We start from the raw sequence: 19512 nt of genomic DNA on the forward strand, positions 1-19512 counted from the left end.
CGCCGTGAAGGTCTCGAGGAAGATCGGCTGGGGCGGCGTGGTGCTGATCGCCGCGGCGATCCTGGCCGGCATCCTGATTGTCATGGCGGGCGGCCTGCGCCTGGCCCCCATCACCCCGCAGGGCCGGATGTTCCTGGAGGCTCGCGCCTCGGGGCTCAAGCTGGGCCGCATCGGCAGGCTGCATATCGAAGGCCTGTCGGGGGACATCTGGAAGAACTTCGGCGTCCGCCGCCTGACCATCTCCGATGAGAAGGGGATCTGGCTGGAGGCGCACGACCTGCGCGTGGCCTGGCGGCCGACCGAGCTGTTCGGCCGTCGTTTCCACGCCGAGAGCATCGACGCGCGCGATGTCATCGTGCTGCGACGCCCGACCATGGAGCCCAAGGGACCCAAGTCCAGCGCCGCGCCCGTGTCGGTCGATCTCGACGCCTTTAGGTTCCGCCTGATCACCCGCCCGGCCTTTAGCGGCAAGGACGGCGACTTCGACGTCGCGGGCGCCTACGAAATGGCGCGCCAGGGCGGGCAGAAGGGCAAGCTGGGCGTCGCCTCGCGCCTCCATGTCGGCGATCACCTGAACCTCGATTTCGACCTGGGTCGCTCCAAGAGCCTGCACCTGATCGCCGACGCGACCGAGGCCAATGGCGGCGCGATCGCTGGCGCGCTGGGCTTGCCGGCCAACCGCACCTTCGATCTGAAGGCCAAAGCCGACGGCACGACCAGCCGCGCGGCGTTCAACGTCTTGGCGCGCTCGGGTCAGGCGACGCCGCTGCAGGCCGACGGCGCCTGGACCGAGCAAGGCGGTTCGGCCCGAGGCCGCATCGATCTCACGGCCTCGACCTTGACCCAACGTCTGGCCCACATGTTCGGGCCGGAAGCCAATTTCACGATCGATGGCAAGAAAACGGCCCAGGACGGTCTGTCGGACCTGAACCTGGCGATCATGGCCCAGAACCTGACCCTTCACGGCCACGGCCTGGCGGATCTGGCCAAGAAGCGGACGGGGCCGGACGGCGTCGCGTTCAGCGCCCAGATCGGCGCCTTGAAGCGGATCGTGACCATCCCGCAGATGGGGCGCGGCCTGGCCGACGGCGTCTTCCGACTGGAGGAGGGCGGCTTCTCGGTCGAGGGTGATGTCGACGTCGCCGACCTGGAATTGCTGGGCTATCGCCTCAAGCGCGCCAAGGGACCGGCCAAGGTGCGCTGGGCCAAGGGCGAGCTGGAGATCAAGGCTGCGGCGACCTCGTCGGGCGGCGGCGGCACGGGCATTCTGGCCCTGCTCGGCCCCAGCCCCAAGGCCTCGTTCGAAGGAGCGCGGGTCAAGGGTGGTCGGTTCCTGATCAAGTCGGCCCGGATCGACGCCCCGAACCTGATCGTCACCGGCAAGGGCGAACGCGGACCGCTCGGCGGCCTGTCATTCGACGGCGACATGAAGGTAGCCAGCATGGGGCCGGTGCGGCCGGGCGCGAAGGGTTCGGTCACCGCCAAATGGACGGCCAACAGCTTCGCCAACCGGCCCTGGAGCTTCACGGTCGACAGTCGCGCGGCGGGTTTCGCCACCGGCTATCCCGAGATCGACCGCCTGCTGGGCGCAACGCCCCGCCTGAATGGCAAGGCCAGCTGGAACGACGGCGTCCTGGCCGTCGCGGACGCCAAGCTGGAAGGAGCCAACGCCAGCCTGCAATCCTCCGGAAAGATGACGGTCGCCAAGGCTCTGGAACTCGACTTCAAGCTGGACTGGACCGCGACGGGCCCGTTCCGCGCCGGTCCGGTCGAAGTCGCCGGCAAGGCGGCGGGGGACGGCCACATCGGCGGCACGCTGGCCGCCCCGAAGGCCGAGCTGAACGCCGATTTCGACCGCGTTAACCTTCCCATGCTGCCCCTGACCAAGGCGCATCTGACGCTGACCTTCGCGCGTGGCCCCAACGCCACCGATGGTGTCGCGGCGCTGCAAGCCGACAGCGGCTATGGTCCGGCGCGCGGCCGCACGGCCTTCCGCTTCTCGCCAGGCGGCATCGAACTGAGCGAACTGGACGTCGACGCCGGCGGCGCCAAGGCCAAGGGGGCGATGAGCCTGCGTGACGGCCTGCCGGCCACGGCCGACCTGACCGTCGCCATTGGCCCGGGCGCCTTCCTGCCTCAGGGCCAGGTCAGGGGCGCGGCCAAGCTGGTCGACGCGCCCGGTGGCGGCGGCGCCAGCGCGACCCTGGACCTGACCGCCGAGGACGTCGCGACCGGAGCCTGGAAGGTCCGTTCTGCGCGCATCAAGGCAGACGGCCCCTTGGCGCGCCTGCCGCTGTCGATCGATGCGCGCGGCGAGGCTCCCGGCGGCCGCTGGCGCATCGGCGGCACGGGCGACCTGGCGCAGAACGGCAAGATCTATGACCTCAGCCTCGACGCCGCTGGCCGCATGGGCCGCACCGAGATCAAGACCCGCGAGACGGCCAAGGTGCGTTTCGGCGACGGCCCGACCCAGGCTCGCCTACGCCTGGCCATCGACAAGGGACGCGCCGACATCGACGCCGACCTGGGCGGCGCCACGGCCATGCTGAAGGCTGAACTGGCGGGCGTGGCGATCACCGCCTTCAACCCCGATCTCGACGGCGACATCGACGGCTCGTTCAATCTGCGCGGGCAGGGCGAGGCCCTGGGCGGCGACTTCACCATGCGCCTTTCGAACGCCCGCGAACGCGGCGCCAAGATCGAGCAGTCGCTCAACGCCAAGGTCCACGGCGACCTGACCGACAGCCACCTGACCATCGTCGCCGACGGCGACAACAGCCAGGGCCTGAAGGCCGACGCTAACCTCGTCCTGCCGGTCGAGGCCTCGGCTCGACCGCTGCGTCTGGTGATCGACAAGAAGCGCGGCGTGCAGGGGCAGTTCTCGGCCAAGGGCGAGATCAAGCCGCTGTGGAACCTGCTGATGGGCGCCGACCGCTCGCTGTCGGGGCGCATCAATCTGCAGGGCAGCATCGGCGGCACGCTCGCCGACCCGCGCCTGCTGGGTTCGGCGACCCTGGACAATGGCGGCTTCGAGGACGGCCAGACCGGCCTGCGTCTGCGCAACGTCGTCCTTCGAACGGCCCTGGCCGACAACGCCATCGACGTCAGCCAGGCCATTGGCGAGGACGGGCAGGGCGGTACGATCTCGGGCCAGGGGCGGATCAGCCTGGCGCGCGACGGCGTCGGCAACTTCAAGCTCGACATGAAGAGCTTCCGCCTGATCGACAACGACCTGGCTTCGGCGGTCGCCAGTGGGCAGGCTTCGGTGAACCGTTCAGCCGACGGCAAGATCAAGTTGACGGGGGCGGTGACCCTCGACCGCGCCGATGTCTCGGCCCAGAGCAAGACACCGGCCGGCGTCGTGGCCATGGACGTGATCGAGCGCAACCGCCCTCAGGATCTCGACCAGGGCCTGCAGCGCCGCCCGAACACGGGCGGTATGATTCTGGACCTGGACCTGAAGGCGCCGCGCCGGGTGTTCGTGCGCGGTCGCGGCCTGGACGTCGAGCTGTCGCTGGACGCCCATGTCGGCGGCACCTCCCTGGCCCCACAGCTCTCGGGCGTGGCGCGCATGGTGCGGGGTGAGTACGACTTCGCCGGCAAGCGGTTCGAGTTCGACGACGACGGCGTGGTCTATCTGTCCAGTCAACTGGACCGCATCCGCCTGGACCTTTCAGCGACACGCCAGGACACCTCCCTGACGGCGGTGGTCCGCATCAAGGGCACGGCCGCCAAGCCCGAGATCACCCTGACCTCCAAGCCCGAGCTGCCCAGCGACGAGGTGCTCAGCCAGGTGCTGTTCGGCGCCTCGGCCGCCCAGCTGTCGCCGATCGAGGCGGCTCAGCTGGCGTCCGCGCTCGCCTCGCTGGCCGGCGGCGGGGGCTTCGACGTGATCGGCAACCTGCGCAGCTTCGCGCGCCTCGATCGCCTGGCCTTCGCCGAAAGCGCCACGGGCATGACGGTGTCGGGCGGTAAGTACGTAACCGACGACGTCTATGTCGAGATTATCGGCGGCGGCCGGGAGGGGCCCGCCGCCCAGGTCGAGTGGCGCGTCCGTCGGACGCTGTCGCTGGTCTCGCGCATTGGCGGCCAGAACGACGCCAAGCTTTCCGTCCGCTGGAGAAAAGACTATTAGAGACGCAAGGCTGTTGCGCGGGCGACCGGTTACCTCCTCGGAGGTGACAACGATTTGCCCGCGGCCCTTGGTTATCTTGACTGAGGGAGGACAGGCTTTTCATGCGACTCAATTCAGAAGATCGTGCGGTTCTGGATCACATCGCGCGCGATGGCGGCCTGATCGTCGACCGCGCCGTGGACTGGTGCGCCATCAACTCCGGCAGCCGGCACTTGGCCGGGCTGGAGCGCCAGAGGCAAATTCTGCTCGACGCGGCCGCGCGCCTGCCCGCCGCGCCGATCGAGACGCCGCTGTCGCCGTCGCGGGAGATCGCCGCCGACGGCCGCGAGACCGAGTTTCATCACCCGCCGTCCCTGGCTGTCGTGGTGCGTCCCGAGGCCCCGGTCCAGGTCGTGCTGACCGGCCACTATGACACCGTCTATCCCGAGACGAGCCCGTTCCAGGTCGTTCGCACGCGTCCCGACGGCGCGCTGCACGGTCCGGGCATCGCCGACATGAAGGGCGGCATCTCGGTCATGCTGGCGGCGCTGGAAGGGTTCGAAGCTCACCCTGCCTCGCACAATGTCGGCTACCGCGTGCTGCTGTCGCCGGACGAGGAGATCGGCTCGATCGCCTCGGGGCCGGTGCTGGCGGATTTCGCGCGGCGCGGCCATGTCGGCCTGACCTATGAGCCGGCCCTCGCGGATGGGGCCCTGGCCTCGGCGCGCAAGGGCTCGGGCAACTTCCACATCGTCATCCACGGCCGCGCGGCCCATGCCGGCCGTGACTTCGCCGCCGGCCGCAACGCCATCATCGGCGCGGCGCGCGTGGCCGAAAAGCTGCACGGCCTGAACGGCCAGCGCGACGGCGTCACGGTCAATGTCGCCCGCATCGACGGCGGCGCGCCGCTGAACATGGTGCCGGACGTGGCGGTGGTCCGCTTCAACGTCCGCTTCCCGGAAGCGCAGGCCGCCGCCTGGTTCGAGGCCGAGGTGGCCAGCATCGTCGGCGAGATCGGCGATGACCTGCACGCCCATCTGCACGGCCTGATCACCCGCGGCGCCAAGCCGTTCAACGCCGCCCAGCAACAGCTGTTCGGGGCGGTGAAGGACGTCGGCGCGCTGCTCGGGCAGGACATCGCCTGGAAGCCGTCGGGCGGCGTCTGCGAGGGCAACAATTTGTTCGCTTCGGGTCTGCCGAACGTCGACACCCTGGGTGTGCGCGGCGGCGATATCCACAGCGAGGCCGAGCACGCCTTTCCGGAAAGCTTCGTCGAGCGCGCGCAGCTCTCGGCGCTGATCCTGATGAAACTGGCCAGCGGCGAGATCGACGCCAGAGCGCTCCGCGCGGCCATGGGGAGTTTCTGAATGCTTGTCGTCCGTCCCGCCGGCTCCGCCGACTTCGACGCCCTGATGGAACTGGCCGTGCTGTCCGGGCGCGGCTTCACCAGCCTGCCCGAGGATGAGCCCACCTTGCGCGCCCGCCTGGCGCTGTCGGAAGCCAGCTTCCAGTCCGGCGTCGCCCCGCCCGAGGCCTGGTACACCCTGATGCTGGAGGACCTGGAGGCCAATGACGTGATCGGCGTCGCCGGGGTCAAGGCGGGCGTGGGGCTGAAGCGGCCGCACTTCTCCTTCCGGGTGGTCACCCTGGCCCAATCGTCGCCGACCCTGGCGAAGCGCTTCGATCACCGGGCCCTGGTGCTGGTCAACGAGTGCGCCGGCTGGTCGGAGGTCGGCTCGTTGTTCCTGCGGCCCGAGCGCCGCAAGGGCGGGGCGGGGCGCCTGCTGGCCCAGTCGCGCTACATGCTGATCGGCCTGGAGCCCCAGCGCTTCGCCGAAATGGTGCTGGCCGAACTGCGCGGCTGGTTCGACGAGGATGGCGGGTGCCCGTTCTGGGACCACGTGGCCAGCAAGTTCTTCCGCCTGGAGTTCGACGAGGCCGACATGATGAGCGCATCGACCGATGGCCAGTTCATCCTCGACCTGGCGCCGCGCCATCCGATCTATGCCGAGTTGCTGCCCCAGGAAGCCAGCGAGGTGCTGGGCCGTGTCCACCGCGAGGGCGAGGCGGCGCGGGCCATGCTGGAGGCCGAGGGCTTTCGCTATCAGGGGTTGATCGACATCTTCGACGCCGGGCCGACCGTCGCCGCGCGCCGCGACGACATCAAGACGGTGCGGGATGCGCGCAGCCTGCGGGTGAAGATTGGCGAGGACGCGTTCGGCGAGGAGGCCTTGGTCTCCAGCGGCGCCCTGGCCCGGTTCCGGGCGGCGCGAGCGCCCGTGCTGATCGACGGCGAGAACGCGATCCTGGGACGAGAGACGGCCCAGGCTCTGGGCGTAGGCGAAGGCGACATGGTGCGGGTGAAGGCATGAGCGGCTTGTTCATCGACGGGAAGTGGCGTTCGGGGCGCGGTCCGGAGCTGGTCTCGACCGACCCGGCGACCGGCGAGGCGGTGTGGCGCGAGGCGGCCGCCACCGAGGCCGATGTCGCCGAGGCCGTGGCCGCGGCGCACCGGGCCTTCCCCGCCTGGGCCGACCAGCCGCGCGAGGCGCGCATCGCTGTCCTGCGCCGTTACAAGGAGATTCTGGTCGAGCGCACCGCCGCCTTCGCCGAGGCCCTGAGCCGCGAGACTGGCAAGGCTCTGTGGGAAACCAAGGCCGAACTGGGCTCCATGGCCGGCAAGGTCGACCTGTCGATCAAGGCCTATGACGAGCGTACGGGCGTCACTGAGAACGCCATGCCGTTCGGCCGCGCCGTGCTACGTCATCGGGCCCATGGCGTCATGGCGGTGCTGGGGCCGTTCAACTTTCCCGGCCACCTGCCCAACGGCCACATAGTGCCGGCCCTGCTGGCGGGCGACACCGTGGTGTTCAAGCCGTCGGAGGAGACGCCTCTGGCGGGTCAGCTGATGATCGAGGCCTTGGAGGCGGCTGGCGCGCCGGCGGGCGTCGTCAACCTCGTCCAAGGTGACCGTGAGACCGGTCAGGCGTTGATCAACCAGGCGATCGACGGCTTGCTGTTCACCGGCTCGGCGGCGGCCGGAACCTTCTTCCGCCGCCACTTCGCCGACCGACCCGATGTGATCCTGGCCCTGGAGCTGGGCGGCAACAATCCGCTGGTGGTCTGGGACGCCGACGACGCCGAGGCCGTGGCGGCGCTGGTCGTGCAGTCGGCCTTCATCACCACAGGCCAGCGCTGCTCGTGCGCGCGGCGGCTGATCGTGCCGGACGACGCCTTTGGCCGGAAGGTGATCGAGGCGACGGCGGCTCTGGCCGACCGGCTCTCGATCGGGCCCTGGAACGGGGAAGGCGAGACCTTCATGGGTCCGCTGATCTCGGCCCGCGCCGCCGAGGCCGCTCGCGCCATCGCTGACACCATGGGCGGTGAGCGCATCCGTTCGCTAAGGTCGGTCGAGGGCCTCAGCGAGGCCTTCGTGACGCCCGGGATCGTCGACGTCACCGGCGTCGACACGCCCGACGAGGAGCTGTTCGCCCCGTGGCTGCAGGTGCGCCGCGTGGCCAGCTACGACGACGCGCTGAAAGCCGCCAACGCCACGCGCTACGGTCTCTCGGCGGGGCTTATCTCCAACGAGTCAAGGCGTTGGGATCAGTTCCTGAACCGAATTCGCGCCGGGGTGGTGAACTGGAACCGGCCGACGACGGGCGCCGCGGGGTCGATGCCGTTCGGCGGCCTGGGCGCCTCTGGCAACCATCGGCCCAGCGCCTATTACGCCGCCGACTACTGCGCCTATCCGGTCGCCAGTTTCGAGGCTCCGTCCATCACCGACACCCTGAAGGACATCAAGGGCCTGCGCGGATGAGCAGCGCGGTCGAGGCCAATTGCGACGGCCTGGTCGGGCCGACCCACTCCTACGTCGGTCTCTCGCCGGGGAACCTGGCCAGCCAGAGGAACGCCGGCGAGGCGTCGAACCCGCGGGGCGCGGCGCTGGAAGGGCTTGGCAAGATGCGCCGCCTGGCGGATCTGGGGATCCCGCAGTTCGTGTTGCCGCCGCATGAGCGGCCGGCTGTAAGTCTCTTGAAATCCCTTGGCTTTTCCGGTTCGGAAGCGGCGGTGATCGAACAGGCCTGGAAGGATGCGCCGGCGCTGGCCGCCGCCGCATGTTCTGCTTCGCCGATGTGGGCCGCCAACGCCGCGACGGTGACGCCCAGCGCCGATACGGCTGACGGCCGTGTCCATTTCACGCCGGCCAACCTGCTGACCAACCTGCATCGCAGCCTGGAAGGCCCGCAGACCACGCGCGCCCTGCGTCGTCTGTTTCCCGACGAAGCCCGTTTCGCCGTCCACGACCCGCTGCCGGCCCAGCCGCACTTCGCCGACGAGGGCGCGGCCAACCACGTCCGGCTCTGCGCCGATCATGGCGCGCCGGGCGTCAACCTGTTCGTCTGGGGGCGCGAGGCCTGGGGCCATTGGGACGGCAGGTTCCCGGCCCGCCAGACTCGCGAGGCCTTCGAGGCCATCCAGCGCCGCCATGGCGCGGCGCGGGCGGTGTTTCCGCAGCAGGGCCGCGCGGCGATCGAGGGCGGGGCGTTCCACAACGACGTGGTCTGCGTCGGCACGCGGGAGTGCCTGTTCTTCCACGAACGCGCCTTCGAGGATCGCGCCGGGATGGAGCGAGATATTCGCGACGCCGCCGAGGGGCTGTTCGAGCCGGCCTTCGTCGAGGTTTCGGAGGCTGACCTGCCGATGGCCGATCTCGTGGCTAGCTATCTGTTCAATTCGCAGCTTCTGGTGATCCCGGGGGAGGACCGCCTGGTGCTGCTGGCCCCGGCCGAGACACGCGACAACCCGCGCGCCTTCGCGGTCGCTGAGAGCCTGGCCTCGTCCAACGGTCCGATCGGCCGCGTGGAGTATGTCGACGTCCGCCAAAGTATGCGCAACGGCGGCGGCCCGGCCTGCTTGCGTTTGCGGGTGGTCCTGACCGACGCCGAGCTGTCGGCGACGAATCCCGCCCAGCGGTTCACGCCGGCTCTGCACGCCACCTTGGCCGACTGGGTGCGGCGCCGCTATCGCGACCGCCTGGCCCCGGCGGACCTGGCCGACCCCGACCTGTTGACAGAGTGTCGGGAGGCTCTGGACGAACTCAGCCAGATCCTAGACCTTGGCGGAGACTTCTATCCATTTCAGAGAGCGTCATGAGCGTCACTATCCGGCAGGCGAGCCTCGACGACCTTTCCGGGATCTTGGCCACGCACAAGGCCGCGGCGGTTCAGCCGGGGCGGCTGGCGCGCACGCCCGAGGAAATCACGGAGGCCTATGTTCGCGGCGTGATCGAGACGCCAGGCGGCGTTTGCCTCGTGGCGGTCGATCAAGAGGGGAGCATCTGCGGCGAGATTCATGCGCGCCGTGAGCATATCGCGCTCTTCGCCCACGTGCTGGGCGGGGTGACGGTCGCGGTCCAGCCGGATCACCAAGGGCGAGGCATCGGCTCCAAGCTCTTCATGGCGCTGATCGCCGAGGCGCGCACCATGAGCCCGCCGGTGCTGCGCATCGAGCTGGCGGCCGGGGCGGGCAATCCGGACGCCATCCGTCTCTACGAGCGCCTGGGCTTCCAGCAGGAGGGGCGTCAGGCCAAGCGCGGTCTCTATCCCGACGGCCGCTTCGAGGACGACATCCTGATGGGAATGCTACTTTAGCGCCGTAGCGCCGCCAAGGCCTCGGGGAAGCGCCGCGATAGCGGAGCCTCCAGGCCATCGAGCTCGACGGCGTAGTCGCCAGAGCCTTCCGGCTTTAGACCCGTCACGCGGGCCGTGTTGACCAGCCAGGACTTGTGGGTGCGCACGAAGCCCCGCGGGGCCAGTTTCTCCAGCACGGCGCTCAGCGACGAGCGCATCAGCGGTCGTCGGTCGTGGGCGAGGACGAATTCAACATAGTTGCCCGCCGAACGCACGGCCAGGATGTCGGCGACGGGAACGCGGATCAGCCGCGCGCCGTCCTGGATGTCGAACGTGGCGGGCGGGGCGGGGACATGAGCCTCTGGGGGCTTCTGGGCGCTGCGCCGCAGGGCCAGCCAGTAGATGATCGTCGCCAGGCCGTAGGACATCATGTCCTTGCGGAACTCGTACGGGAACTCGGTCGAGAGCGGCCCGAAGTCGTAGCCCTCGTGCAGAATGACGGCGTGACCGAGCTTGCGCAGAGCCACGAAACTGGAGACGTGCAGGACCGAATAGACGAACACGGCGACGAGGTGCGCCGGGACGGCCTGCCACCAGCGCGGCTGCTTGCGCACCATCCAGAGGGCCATGGCCGCCGGAATGCCGAAGATGACCATGGTGACCAGCGCGCTGCTCACCTCCCAGATCGCCGGCCGGATCACGCCCAGTCTCGGCGCGTCGTGCTGGATGGTGAGGACGTTGACCACCGTGATCGCCGCGATCAGGCAGGCTCCAAGAATCCAGGCGCGGGTTAGCCACAGGCGTTCCTCGCCGGTCATCCCGAAAAGCCCGCCGCTGGTCCCTGAAGCCTTTCCGGTCGTCCCAGCCAGCGACCGCTGATCCCCGGACGCTTGGCTGGCCGGGGCGCGCTGCGTCAGGTCCTTGGCATCGCTTTTCAAGCCGGACGCCTCTTCATGACCACGACTGCCTTACCCCTCGACCGGCGCTACGACCTCGACTGGATTCGGGTCGGCGCGTTCTTCCTGCTGATCCTCTACCATACCGGCATGTTCTACGTGCCGTGGGAATGGCACGTGAAGTCGCCGCGCGTGGTCGAGGGGCTGATGCCCTTCATGTTGCTGACCAATCCGTGGCGCCTGACCCTGCTGTTCCTGGTCTCCGGCGCGGCGACGCGGTTCATGGCGGACAAGGCGCCGGTCGGGAAGCTGACCTGGGCCCGGGTCGCCCGCCTGCTGCCGCCGCTGCTGTTCGCGATGTTCGTGATCGTGCCACCGCAGTCCTACTACCAGGTGGTCGAGTACATCGCCTTGCATCCGAACAGCGGTCTGACGGTCGACAACTTCTGGATCCGCTACGCCACCGCCTCGGGCCACTGGTGCGGGACCGACGGCGAGTGCCTGACCACACCGACCTGGAACCACATGTGGTTCGTGGCCTATCTGCTGTTCTACACCCTGGTCCTGGCCGTCATGCTGCTGGTCTGGAAGAAGGCCGGCCAGCACATCCAGACGGCCGCCGAGTGGACGCTGAAGGGCGTGGGTCTGTTCGGCTGGCCGATCCTGTTCCTGGGGATGCTGCGCGCCACGCTCTACGCCAAGTATGGCGAGACCCACGCCCTGGTCGGCGACCACTATGTCCACGCGGTCTCGTTCAGCGCCTTCCTGCTGGGCTTCGGCCTGGCCAAGTCCGAGGTGCTGCGCGATCGCCTGACCGCCATGCGCTGGCCGGCGCTGGCGCTGGCTGTCGCGGCCTGGGCGGCCTGGAGCGTCTATGTCTGGACCTATCGCAGCGACACGGCGGTTCCCCCGCCGCAGCTGAAGCTGGTCATGCGCTTCGTCTTCGCCGCCGACACCTGGTGCGCCATCGTCGCCATCCTGGGCTTCGGGGCCAAGCATCTGGCCAACAAGGGCGGCCCGGCGCTACGCTACCTGACCCTGGGCGTCTTCCCCTTCTACCTGGTCCACCAGACCCTGATCGTGGTCATGGCCTACCATCTGGCCAAGCTGGGCCTGCCCCAGGGGCTGGAGGGCGCGATCCTGATCGTGGCGACGTTCGCCGGCTGTTTCGCCACCTACGAGATCGTGCGGCGCATTCCGGGCGTGCGGATACTGTTCGGCCTGAAGGGTCAGCCGGCCGCGGCCGAAGCCAAGCGCCCGCCGGCTTTCGCATAGGCCTGCGTGCCGCGCGTAATGACGGTGTCGCCGGGGAGGATCTCGGCGACACCAATTTCGCTGGCGCCCGCCAAGCGCTCATAGAGGGCGCTGAAGTCGCGCAGCGTGACTTCCTGCAAGGTCTGGATCGAGTCGATCACGAAATAGGCCTGCTGGAAGTCGTCGATCCGATAGTTGGTGCGCATCACCCGCTCCAGGTCGAAACCGATGCGGTTGGGCGAGGGATCGTCCAGGGCGAAGATCGACTCCGCCCGCGACGAGACGATGCCGGCCCCGTAGATCCGCAGACCCGCCGGCGTCTTCATCAGGCCAAACTCCACCGTGTACCAATAGAGACGGGCGAGATTGGTCAGGCGACCCAGGCCCACCGCCCGCTGGCCGCCTTGGCCATAGGCCTGCATGTAGTCGGCGAAGACCGGATCGGTCAGCATCGGCACGTGGCCGAAAACATCGTGGAAGATGTCCGGCTCCTGCAGATAGTCCAGCTCATGCGGCTTGCGGATAAACTGGCCGGCCGGGAAGCGCCGATTGGCCAGGTGGTCGAAGAAGACGTCGTCGGGCACCAGGCCCGGCACGGCGACCACGCTCCACCCGGTCAGGCGCTGGAGCTCCTCGTTGATACGATTGAAGTCAGGGATGCCCGTGCGGTGCAGGTCCAGCGCGTCGAGGCCGCGCATGAACGCGTCACAGGCGCGGCCGTGCAGCATGTCGGCCTGACGCTCATACAGGGTGATCCAGACGTCGTGCTCGGCCTGAGAATAGGTTTCCCAGCCTTGATCGATCGTCCAGTCGGGACGGGCGCCCGGGGGCGGTCCCTTGCTAAAGCCATCTCCGCTCATGCGACGACGCTACGCCCCGTATTTGGCAAATGCTGTTCGGAGTTTGCGCCCAGAACCGTGTTCGGCGGAGAAGCGTGCCGCCTAGTGGGAAATTCGGGGACGAAGCTTGTAAAGCCCGTGATCGAACGACTCGAAGATCACCGCCGTCTGCGGGTGGCCGACGGGCTCGCCGCTGTCGTCGGGCAGCAGGTTCTGCTCGGACACATAGGCGACGTAGCTGTTGTCCTCGTTCTCGGCGAGCAGGTGGTAGAAAGGCTGGTCCTTGGTCGGCCGGATGTCTTCCGGGATGGACTGCCACCACTCCTCGGTATTGGCGAACACAGGGTCGACGTCGAACACCACGCCCCGGAACGGGAAGATGCGGTGCCTGACGACCTGTCCGATCGCGAATTTGGCGAGTCTCGAGTTCATGGCGTTAAGGATAGCCGGGCGGACCTGACTGAATCCTGAACGTAGAGGTCAGAACGCGGAACACAAGCGGGCGCCTTTCGAGAGGCGAGCGCCGTGCTATGGTCGACTCGAAGTGAGGCTTCGCGACCGTTCGCGAAGGCCTGCGAGACAGGTAGTAGAGACCATGTCGGAGGCGCCGCGCGCGCCCGGCGCGCCACACGGCCGGCGCCGGAGGTCTCAGGATGAGTCCGTCGCTTGCTACGCGGCGCTCGACCTGGGGACCAACAACTGCCGCCTTCTGGTGGCCACGCCCACGCCGCGCGGGTTTCGCGTCGTCGAGGCCTATTCCCGCATCGTGCGTCTTGGCGAAGGGCTGTCGCAGACCGGCCAACTGTCCGAGGCGGCCATGGAACGCTCGCTGGCGGCGCTTAAGGTCTGCGCCGAGAAGATCCGTCGCCGCAAGGCGATCCGCGTGAAGGCCGTGGCCACCCAGGCCTGCCGGGGTGCGACAAATGGTCCCGACTTCGTCAGGCGCGTGCAGGAGGAAACCGGCCTCAAGCTGCAGATCATCAGCCCACGCGAGGAGGCTCAGCTTTCGGTCGCCGGCTGCATGAGCCTGTTCGACCGCGAGCAGGATGCGGCCCTGGTGGTCGATGTCGGCGGTGGTTCGACCGAGCTGTCATGGGTCGACCTGAAGGGCGGCGGCCTCGACGCCAAGCCGCGCCAGTTCGCCGCGTGGAAGCTGCCGATCAAGGCCTGGCTGTCGATTCCCGTGGGCGTCGTCACCCTGGCCGAGCGCTTCCCCGAGGGCGAGCGCGCCGAGGAAGGCTGGTTCCGGGCCATGGTCGACGACGTCAAGGTCCGGATCGAGGCTTTCCCGCACGCAGAGCCGATGCGCGAGATCTTCGCCGAGGGCAGGGCCCACCTGATCGGCACGTCCGGCGCGATCACCAGCCTGGCGGGTCTGCATCTTGGCCTGCCGCGCTATGACCGCAACATCGTCGACGGCCTCTGGATGGACCGCGCCGACTGCGACGTCGCGTCTGAACGCCTGCAGGGACTGACGGCGGCCGAGCGGGCCCTGGAGCCGTGTATCGGCGCGGATCGAGCCGATCTCGTCCTTGCCGGCGCGGCCATTCTCCAGGCCGTTCAGGAGCTGTGGCCATGTTCGCGCGTGCGTGTCGCCGACCGAGGGCTTAGAGAGGGGCTTCTGATGTCCCTGATGTCCGACCAGCAGAAGCGCCCGCGTCGGCGTCGTCGCGGCGGATCGTCCAAGAAGCCGGTAGCCGCATGAGCGATGAAGAGCCTCCCCGCAAGCGCATGGTCAAGCCGCCGGCCGGAGGCACCGAAGGCGGCCGCGCCAAGCCCGCGCGCCTGAAGACGGCCTATGGCCGCACGCCCAGCCAGCAGGCCTGGCTGGAGCGCCAGATCAACGACCCGTTCTCGGCCAAGGCCCGCGCCCTCGGCTATCGCAGCCGCGCGGCCTTCAAGATCAGCGAGATCGACGACAAGTTCCGCTTCTTCCATAAGGGCGCGAAGGTCATCGACCTGGGCTGCGCGCCGGGCGGCTGGCTGCAGATCGCCGTCGAGCGCGGGGTGACTCAACTGGCGGGAATCGATCTTCTGCCCGTCGACCCGGTGGCGCCGGCCCACATCCTGGAGATGGACTTCACCGCCGACGACGCGCCGGGCAAGCTTCTGGAGTTGCTGGACGGCCCGCCGGACATCGTGCTGTCCGACATGGCGCCCAACACCGTCGGCCACCGCGAGACCGATCACCTGCGCATCGTCGGCCTGATCGAGATCGCGGCGGAGTTCGCCATCGACGTGCTGAAGCCGGGCGGCGCTTTCGTCGCCAAGGCCTTCCAGGGCGGCGAGACCGCCGAGGTCATTGGTCGCCTCAAGCGCCACTTCGACAAGGTCCAGCACTTCAAGCCCAAGGCCAGCCGCGCCGACAGCTCGGAGGTCTTCCTGGTCGCGACGGGGTTCAAGGGACGGTGAACGGCCAGAGCGGCGTGATTGAGAAGCTGATCGCGCGGCCCTTCCGCAATCTGGGTCTGGCGGTAGTTTTCGTCCTGATCGTCGCCGCGTGCGCGATATTGGCCTACATGCGGGCGGGCTGGTCGTTCGATGAAGCCCTCTACATGGTGACCCTGACCATCTTCACGGTGGGTTATGGCGAGGTCAGGCCGATCAACACTGATTACTTGCACGGCGTCACCATGGCCACGATGGTGTTCGGGTGCACCGGAGTCATTATCGTCACCGGCGCCCTGGTTCAGGCCCTGACCCAATCGCAACTCGAACATTTCTTTGGAAAGCGCGTGGAACGCGACATCGACAAGCTGGAGGGTCACATCGTCATCTGCGGCTTCGGTCGCATTGGGCTGATGCTGGCCAGCGAACTGAGCGCCGCGGGCGAGACTTTCGTGATCGTGGAGCGTGACGAAGAGCGCTGCCGCGAGGCGAGGGCGCTGGGCTTCCTGTGTCGCCACGCCGACGCCACCGACGAGGACGTGCTGCGGGCCATGCATGTGGAGCGGGCCAAGGTCCTGGCGACCGTGCTGCCCGACGACGCGGCCAACGTCTACATCACCCTGTCGGCGCGCAGCCTGAATCCCAAGCTGGAGATCATCGCCCGCGGCGAGCGGCCCAGCACCGAGCGCAAGCTGATCCAGGCGGGCGCGGACAAGGTGGTTATGCCGGCCCATATCGGCGCCGAGCGGATCGCCGAGATCATCCTCTACCCCCGGCTGGCCAATTTCCTGCGCGAGGGGCGGTCCGACACGGGCGCGCGAGAGGAGGACCTCGCCGCGCTCGGTCTCGACCTCAGCGTGGTCACCGCCCCGGCGTCGTTCGCGGCGCGCCGCGTAACGGTCGGCGATTTCGAACGACGGGGGGGAGGCCTGCTCGTCGTCCGCCTCGATCGAAGCGATGGCCGGGTCATCGATGGGCCGAAGCCCGACGAGGTGATTCACGCTGGCGATGGCGTGGCGGTCGTCTCGAAGCTGGGACGGCTGGGACTGCCGACGATGGAAACCTGACATCGACGGCGTCCTGGGGCGTCAGAGGCCCCGTTGGGCGGGTCTGGCGCGAGGGTTCGCCTGGCCTTGGAAAAAATGATCCCCATTTCGCCTTCGCGGCGGGTCGACAACCGGCGGCCTCGCGGCTACATACGCGCCGCAAAATGGAGACTCCGATGGAGATTCGCGAAGGGCTCACCTTCGACGACGTTTTGCTCGAACCCGGCCCGTCCGACGTCATGCCGACCCAGGTGACGACCGAGACCCGGTTCACGCGTGAAATCAGTCTGAACATACCGCTCGTGTCCGCCGCCATGGACACGGTGACCGAAAGCCGCCTCGCCATCGCCATGGCGCAAGCCGGCGGCCTGGGCATCCTGCACCGCAACCTCACCAACGAGGAGCAGGCGGATCAGGTGCGCGAGGTCAAGCGTTACGAAAGTGGCATGGTCATCAATCCGCTGACCATCCATCCCGACACCACCCTGGCCGAGATCCGCGAGATCAAGGCCCGCCGCAAGATCTCGGGCTTCCCGGTGGTCGAGCGCGGCTCGGGCAAGCTGGTCGGCATCCTGACCAACCGCGACATGCGCTTCGAGGGCGACGACAAGGTCCCGGCCTCGGCGCTGATGACCCGCGAGGACCTGATCACGGTGGGCGAGGGGATCGATCACCGCGAGGCGCGCGAGCTGCTCCGCAAGCACAAGATCGAACGCCTGATCGTCGTCGACGAGGCCTATCGCGCTGTCGGCCTGATCACGGTGAAGGACATCGAGAAGGCCCAGGCTCACCCCCTGGCCGCCAAGGACGACAAGGGCCGCCTGCTAGTCGGCGCGGCCTCGACCGTGGGCGACGCCGGCTTCGAGCGTTCGATGGGCCTGGTGGACGCCGGCGTCGACGTCGTCGTCATCGACACCGCGCACGGCCACTCCAGCCAGGTCGCTCAAGCCGTCAGCCGCCTGAAGCGCGAAGCCAACCGCGTCCAGATCGTGGCCGGCAACATCGCCACCTACGACGCCGCCCGCGCCCTGATCGACGCCGGCGCCGACGCGGTGAAGGTGGGCATCGGCCCGGGCTCGATCTGCACCACCCGCATCGTCGCGGGCGTGGGCGTGCCGCAGCTGACCGCGATCATGGAAGCCGTGCGCGCCGGTCGCGAGAGCAACACCCCGATCATCGCCGACGGCGGTATCAAGTACTCGGGCGACCTGGCCAAGGCCATCGCGGCCGGGGCCTCGACCGCCATGCTGGGCTCGATGTTCGCCGGAACCGAAGAGGCGCCGGGCGAGGTGTTCCTCTACCAGGGCCGCTCGTACAAGAGCTATCGCGGCATGGGCTCGGTGGGCGCCATGGCCCGCGGCTCGGCCGACCGTTATTTCCAGAAGGAAGTGACGGACAGCTTCAAGCTCGTGCCGGAAGGCATCGAGGGCCAGACCCCGTTCAAGGGGCCGATCTCGCCAGTGCTGCACCAACTGGTCGGCGGGCTGCGCGCGGCGATGGGCTATGTCGGCGCGCCGACCATCCCCGAGTTGCAGGCGCGCGCCAAGTTCGTGCGCATCACGGGCGCGGGCTTGCGTGAAAGCCACGTCCACGACGTGATGATCACCCGCGAAGCCCCGAACTATCCGAGCGCGGTCTAGGCGATGCGGATGGCCTTCGAGCTTCAGATGCTGGCGGCGGCGGTCCTGATCGGGATCGTCCACCTGCTGTGGGCGGCCGCGGCCGCCCAGCCCCAGCGCGGCTTGAAGTGGAATGCGGGCCCCCGCGACGAGCCGGTCGTGCTGACCGGCGTCGCGGGGCGTCTGGAACGCGCCTTCGCCAACTTCCGCGAGACATTTCCATTCTTCGCGGTCTTGGTGCTGGTCGACTATCTCGGCGGTCGCCTGGGCGAGCTCACCTCGCTGGGCGCGCTGATCTATGTGGCGGCGCGCGCCGTCTATATCCCGCTCTATGCCTTCGGCGTGCCCTATGTGCGCAGCTTGACCTGGGTCGCCTCGATGGTCGGGATCTTGATGCTGCTCGCGGCCCTGGTGGTCTGATGCGCGACGGCGGACGGGTTTCGGCGGCGATCGAGGTTTTGACCGAGATCGAGACGCGGCATTTTCCCTCGAAGATGGCCTTGAAGCGCTGGGGCGAGACCGCGCGCTACGCCGGTTCCAAGGACCGCGCCTTCGTTTCGGGCCTGGTCCTGGACGCCCTTCGCCGCAAGCGTTCATTGGGCTGGATGATGGGCGATGCGAGCGCGCGTGGGGCGGTGCTGGGTGTGCTGGCCTTCACCTGGAAATGGACGCCTGACCGCATCGCCGAGGCGGCCTCGGAAGAGCACGGCTTCGGCGCCCTGACCGATGGCGAGCGTGAACGTCTGGCTCACCCGATCTCGCTGGACGCGGCTCCGGCCCCGGTGGCGGGCGACTATCCCGACTGGCTGGAAGAGCGTCTGGTGCGGGCCTTCGGCGCCGACCAGGCGGTCGAGATGCAAGCCCTGGCCGAACGCGCCCCGGTCGACCTGCGGGTCAACACTCTGAAGACCGACGCTGATCGCGCCGCCAAGGCCCTGGCCCCGATCCACGCCGCGCCAGCTGGCGTCCTGCCCAACGCTTTCCGCATCCCCGCGCCCGCCGCCGCCGACCGCGCGCCGTCGGTCGAGGCGGTGCCGGCCTTCTCCAAGGGCTGGTTCGAGGTCCAGGACCTCGGCTCCCAGATCGCCGCCGCCGTGGCCGGCGAGGTCAAGGGCAAGCAGGTGCTGGACTTCTGCGCCGGCGGGGGCGGCAAGACCCTCGCGCTCGCCGCCGCCATGGGCAACACCGGCCAGATCTTCGCCCATGACAGCGACGCCCGGCGTCTGGCCGACTGCATCCGGCGCGGCCAGAGGGCAGGGGTTCGCAACCTGCAGATCCGCTCGCCGATCGAGGCCACGCCGCTGAAGGGCCTGGAAGGCAAGATCGATGTCGTCTTCGTCGACGCCCCCTGCACCGGGGCGGGCACCTGGCGCCGCCACCCCGACGCCAAGTGGCGCCTGTCTCCCGACCAGCTGGTCAAGCGCCAGATCGAGCAGGACAGCGTGCTGGAGGACGCCTCGACCTTCGTGAAGGCCGGAGGACGCATGGTCTATGTGACTTGCTCGCTGCTGGTCGACGAGAACGAGGACCGTGTCGCCGGCTTCCTTGAACGCCACCCCGAATTCACCGTGAAGCCGATCGCCCTGGAGGGCGTCGAGCACGTCACGCCCGAAGGCTATCTACGCCTGACCCCTCATCGCGCCGGGACGGACGGCTTCTTCGCCGCCGTGTTGGAGCGATCCTCGTACACGCCCTGACCTGACGCCCTGATTGAAACGAAGAC

At 68.5% G+C, this 19512-nt stretch carries 16 protein-coding genes; 13 read left to right on the forward strand and 3 right to left on the reverse strand.

The genetic code is table 11. The annotated features are described in order from the left end of the window. Positions 1 to 4 precede the first annotated feature (4 nt). From AC07R7_RS18110 to AC07R7_RS18135, 6 genes are all read left to right on the forward strand, one after another. Complete coding sequence (locus tag AC07R7_RS18110; RefSeq protein ID WP_494636329.1) at positions 5 to 4135, forward strand: translocation/assembly module TamB domain-containing protein; 4131 nt, start codon at positions 5 to 7, stop codon at positions 4133 to 4135. A 101-nt stretch (positions 4136 to 4236) separates the two neighbouring features. Continuing rightward, positions 4237 to 5481 (forward strand): hydrolase, encoded by a 1245-nt coding sequence (locus tag AC07R7_RS18115; RefSeq protein ID WP_494636139.1) that lies wholly within the window; start codon positions 4237 to 4239, stop codon positions 5479 to 5481. After that, a complete protein-coding gene (locus tag AC07R7_RS18120; RefSeq protein WP_494636140.1) occupies positions 5482 to 6486 on the forward strand; it encodes an arginine N-succinyltransferase in 1005 nt (334 codons plus the stop codon). Beyond that, positions 6483 to 7934, forward strand: coding sequence for a succinylglutamate-semialdehyde dehydrogenase (gene astD, locus AC07R7_RS18125; protein WP_494636141.1), 1452 nt, complete (start codon positions 6483 to 6485; stop codon positions 7932 to 7934). The genes AC07R7_RS18120 and astD overlap by 4 nt, the downstream gene beginning before the upstream one ends. After that, on the forward strand, positions 7931 to 9271 hold the full coding sequence (gene astB, locus AC07R7_RS18130) for an N-succinylarginine dihydrolase (RefSeq protein WP_494636142.1): 1341 nt from the start codon (positions 7931 to 7933) through the stop codon (positions 9269 to 9271). Before astD ends, astB begins: the two co-directional genes overlap by 4 nt. After that, a complete protein-coding gene (locus tag AC07R7_RS18135; RefSeq protein WP_395443981.1) occupies positions 9268 to 9768 on the forward strand; it encodes a GNAT family N-acetyltransferase in 501 nt (166 codons plus the stop codon). The genes astB and AC07R7_RS18135 overlap by 4 nt, the downstream gene beginning before the upstream one ends. On the opposite strand, the gene AC07R7_RS18140 is transcribed toward AC07R7_RS18135, so the two are convergent. Further along, positions 9765 to 10685, reverse strand: a complete 921-nt coding sequence (locus tag AC07R7_RS18140; protein WP_494636143.1) for a LytTR family DNA-binding domain-containing protein — start codon at positions 10683 to 10685, stop codon at positions 9765 to 9767. The genes AC07R7_RS18135 and AC07R7_RS18140 overlap by 4 nt on opposite strands. Positions 10686 to 10700: 15 nt before the next feature. Here AC07R7_RS18140 and AC07R7_RS18145 point away from each other — a divergent pair, with 15 nt between their 5' ends. After that, positions 10701 to 11918 carry an acyltransferase family protein gene (locus AC07R7_RS18145; protein ID WP_494636144.1) on the forward strand — a complete coding sequence of 406 codons (1218 nt, stop codon included), beginning with the start codon at positions 10701 to 10703 and terminating at the stop codon, positions 11916 to 11918. Here the strand turns inward: AC07R7_RS18145 and phhA are convergent. Further along, entirely contained in the window at positions 11873 to 12757 is an 885-nt protein-coding gene (phhA, locus tag AC07R7_RS18150; RefSeq protein ID WP_492884656.1) for a phenylalanine 4-monooxygenase, read from the reverse strand. The two genes, AC07R7_RS18145 and phhA, sit on opposite strands and share 46 nt — an antisense overlap. An 81-nt stretch (positions 12758 to 12838) precedes the next feature. After that, positions 12839 to 13168 carry a heat shock protein HspQ gene (hspQ, locus tag AC07R7_RS18155; protein ID WP_125157501.1) on the reverse strand — a complete coding sequence of 110 codons (330 nt, stop codon included), beginning with the start codon at positions 13166 to 13168 and terminating at the stop codon, positions 12839 to 12841. Between the two features lie 163 nt (positions 13169 to 13331). On the opposite strand from hspQ, the gene AC07R7_RS18160 reads away from it, so the two are divergent. The 6 genes from AC07R7_RS18160 (at position 13332) to AC07R7_RS18185 (ending at position 19486) form a co-directional block, all read left to right on the forward strand. Beyond that, on the forward strand, positions 13332 to 14441 hold the full coding sequence (locus AC07R7_RS18160) for a Ppx/GppA phosphatase family protein (RefSeq protein ID WP_492884658.1): 1110 nt from the start codon (positions 13332 to 13334) through the stop codon (positions 14439 to 14441). Further along, positions 14438 to 15148, forward strand: coding sequence for an RlmE family RNA methyltransferase (locus AC07R7_RS18165; RefSeq protein ID WP_125157503.1), 711 nt, complete (start codon positions 14438 to 14440; stop codon positions 15146 to 15148). Before AC07R7_RS18160 ends, AC07R7_RS18165 begins: the two co-directional genes overlap by 4 nt. Then, entirely contained in the window at positions 15145 to 16191 is a 1047-nt protein-coding gene (locus AC07R7_RS18170) for a potassium channel family protein (protein WP_492884660.1), read from the forward strand. The genes AC07R7_RS18165 and AC07R7_RS18170 overlap by 4 nt, the downstream gene beginning before the upstream one ends. 155 nt (positions 16192 to 16346) lie before the next feature. Next, positions 16347 to 17810 carry an IMP dehydrogenase gene (gene guaB, locus AC07R7_RS18175; protein WP_492884662.1) on the forward strand — a complete coding sequence of 488 codons (1464 nt, stop codon included), beginning with the start codon at positions 16347 to 16349 and terminating at the stop codon, positions 17808 to 17810. A 3-nt stretch (positions 17811 to 17813) separates the two neighbouring features. Next, complete coding sequence (locus tag AC07R7_RS18180; protein ID WP_492838377.1) at positions 17814 to 18209, forward strand: MAPEG family protein; 396 nt, start codon at positions 17814 to 17816, stop codon at positions 18207 to 18209. Beyond that, positions 18209 to 19486: an RsmB/NOP family class I SAM-dependent RNA methyltransferase gene (locus tag AC07R7_RS18185; protein ID WP_494636145.1), complete on the forward strand. Its 1278-nt coding sequence runs from the start codon at positions 18209 to 18211 to the stop codon at positions 19484 to 19486. Before AC07R7_RS18180 ends, AC07R7_RS18185 begins: the two co-directional genes overlap by 1 nt. Positions 19487 to 19512: the final 26 nt, after the last annotated feature.

The sequence above is a fragment of the Caulobacter sp. GW821-FHT05F04 genome (genome assembly GCF_059419665.1).

What these genes read in the sequence shown, in the direction of transcription:
- AC07R7_RS18115 (WP_494636139.1), top strand. Translation starts at nt 4,237, where the DNA reads ATGCGACTCAATTCAGAAGATCGTGCGGTTCTGGATCACATCGCGCGC.
- AC07R7_RS18120 (WP_494636140.1), top strand. Translation starts at nt 5,482, where the DNA reads ATGCTTGTCGTCCGTCCCGCCGGCTCCGCCGACTTCGACGCCCTGATG.
- astD (WP_494636141.1), top strand. Translation starts at nt 6,483, where the DNA reads ATGAGCGGCTTGTTCATCGACGGGAAGTGGCGTTCGGGGCGCGGTCCG.
- astB (WP_494636142.1), top strand. Translation starts at nt 7,931, where the DNA reads ATGAGCAGCGCGGTCGAGGCCAATTGCGACGGCCTGGTCGGGCCGACC.
- AC07R7_RS18135 (WP_395443981.1), top strand. Translation starts at nt 9,268, where the DNA reads ATGAGCGTCACTATCCGGCAGGCGAGCCTCGACGACCTTTCCGGGATC.
- AC07R7_RS18145 (WP_494636144.1), top strand. Translation starts at nt 10,701, where the DNA reads ATGACCACGACTGCCTTACCCCTCGACCGGCGCTACGACCTCGACTGG.
- phhA (WP_492884656.1), bottom strand. Translation starts at nt 12,757, where the DNA reads ATGAGCGGAGATGGCTTTAGCAAGGGACCGCCCCCGGGCGCCCGTCCC.
- hspQ (WP_125157501.1), bottom strand. Translation starts at nt 13,168, where the DNA reads ATGAACTCGAGACTCGCCAAATTCGCGATCGGACAGGTCGTCAGGCAC.
- AC07R7_RS18160 (WP_492884658.1), top strand. Translation starts at nt 13,332, where the DNA reads ATGTCGGAGGCGCCGCGCGCGCCCGGCGCGCCACACGGCCGGCGCCGG.
- AC07R7_RS18165 (WP_125157503.1), top strand. Translation starts at nt 14,438, where the DNA reads ATGAGCGATGAAGAGCCTCCCCGCAAGCGCATGGTCAAGCCGCCGGCC.
- guaB (WP_492884662.1), top strand. Translation starts at nt 16,347, where the DNA reads ATGGAGATTCGCGAAGGGCTCACCTTCGACGACGTTTTGCTCGAACCC.
- AC07R7_RS18180 (WP_492838377.1), top strand. Translation starts at nt 17,814, where the DNA reads ATGCGGATGGCCTTCGAGCTTCAGATGCTGGCGGCGGCGGTCCTGATC.
- AC07R7_RS18185 (WP_494636145.1), top strand. Translation starts at nt 18,209, where the DNA reads ATGCGCGACGGCGGACGGGTTTCGGCGGCGATCGAGGTTTTGACCGAG.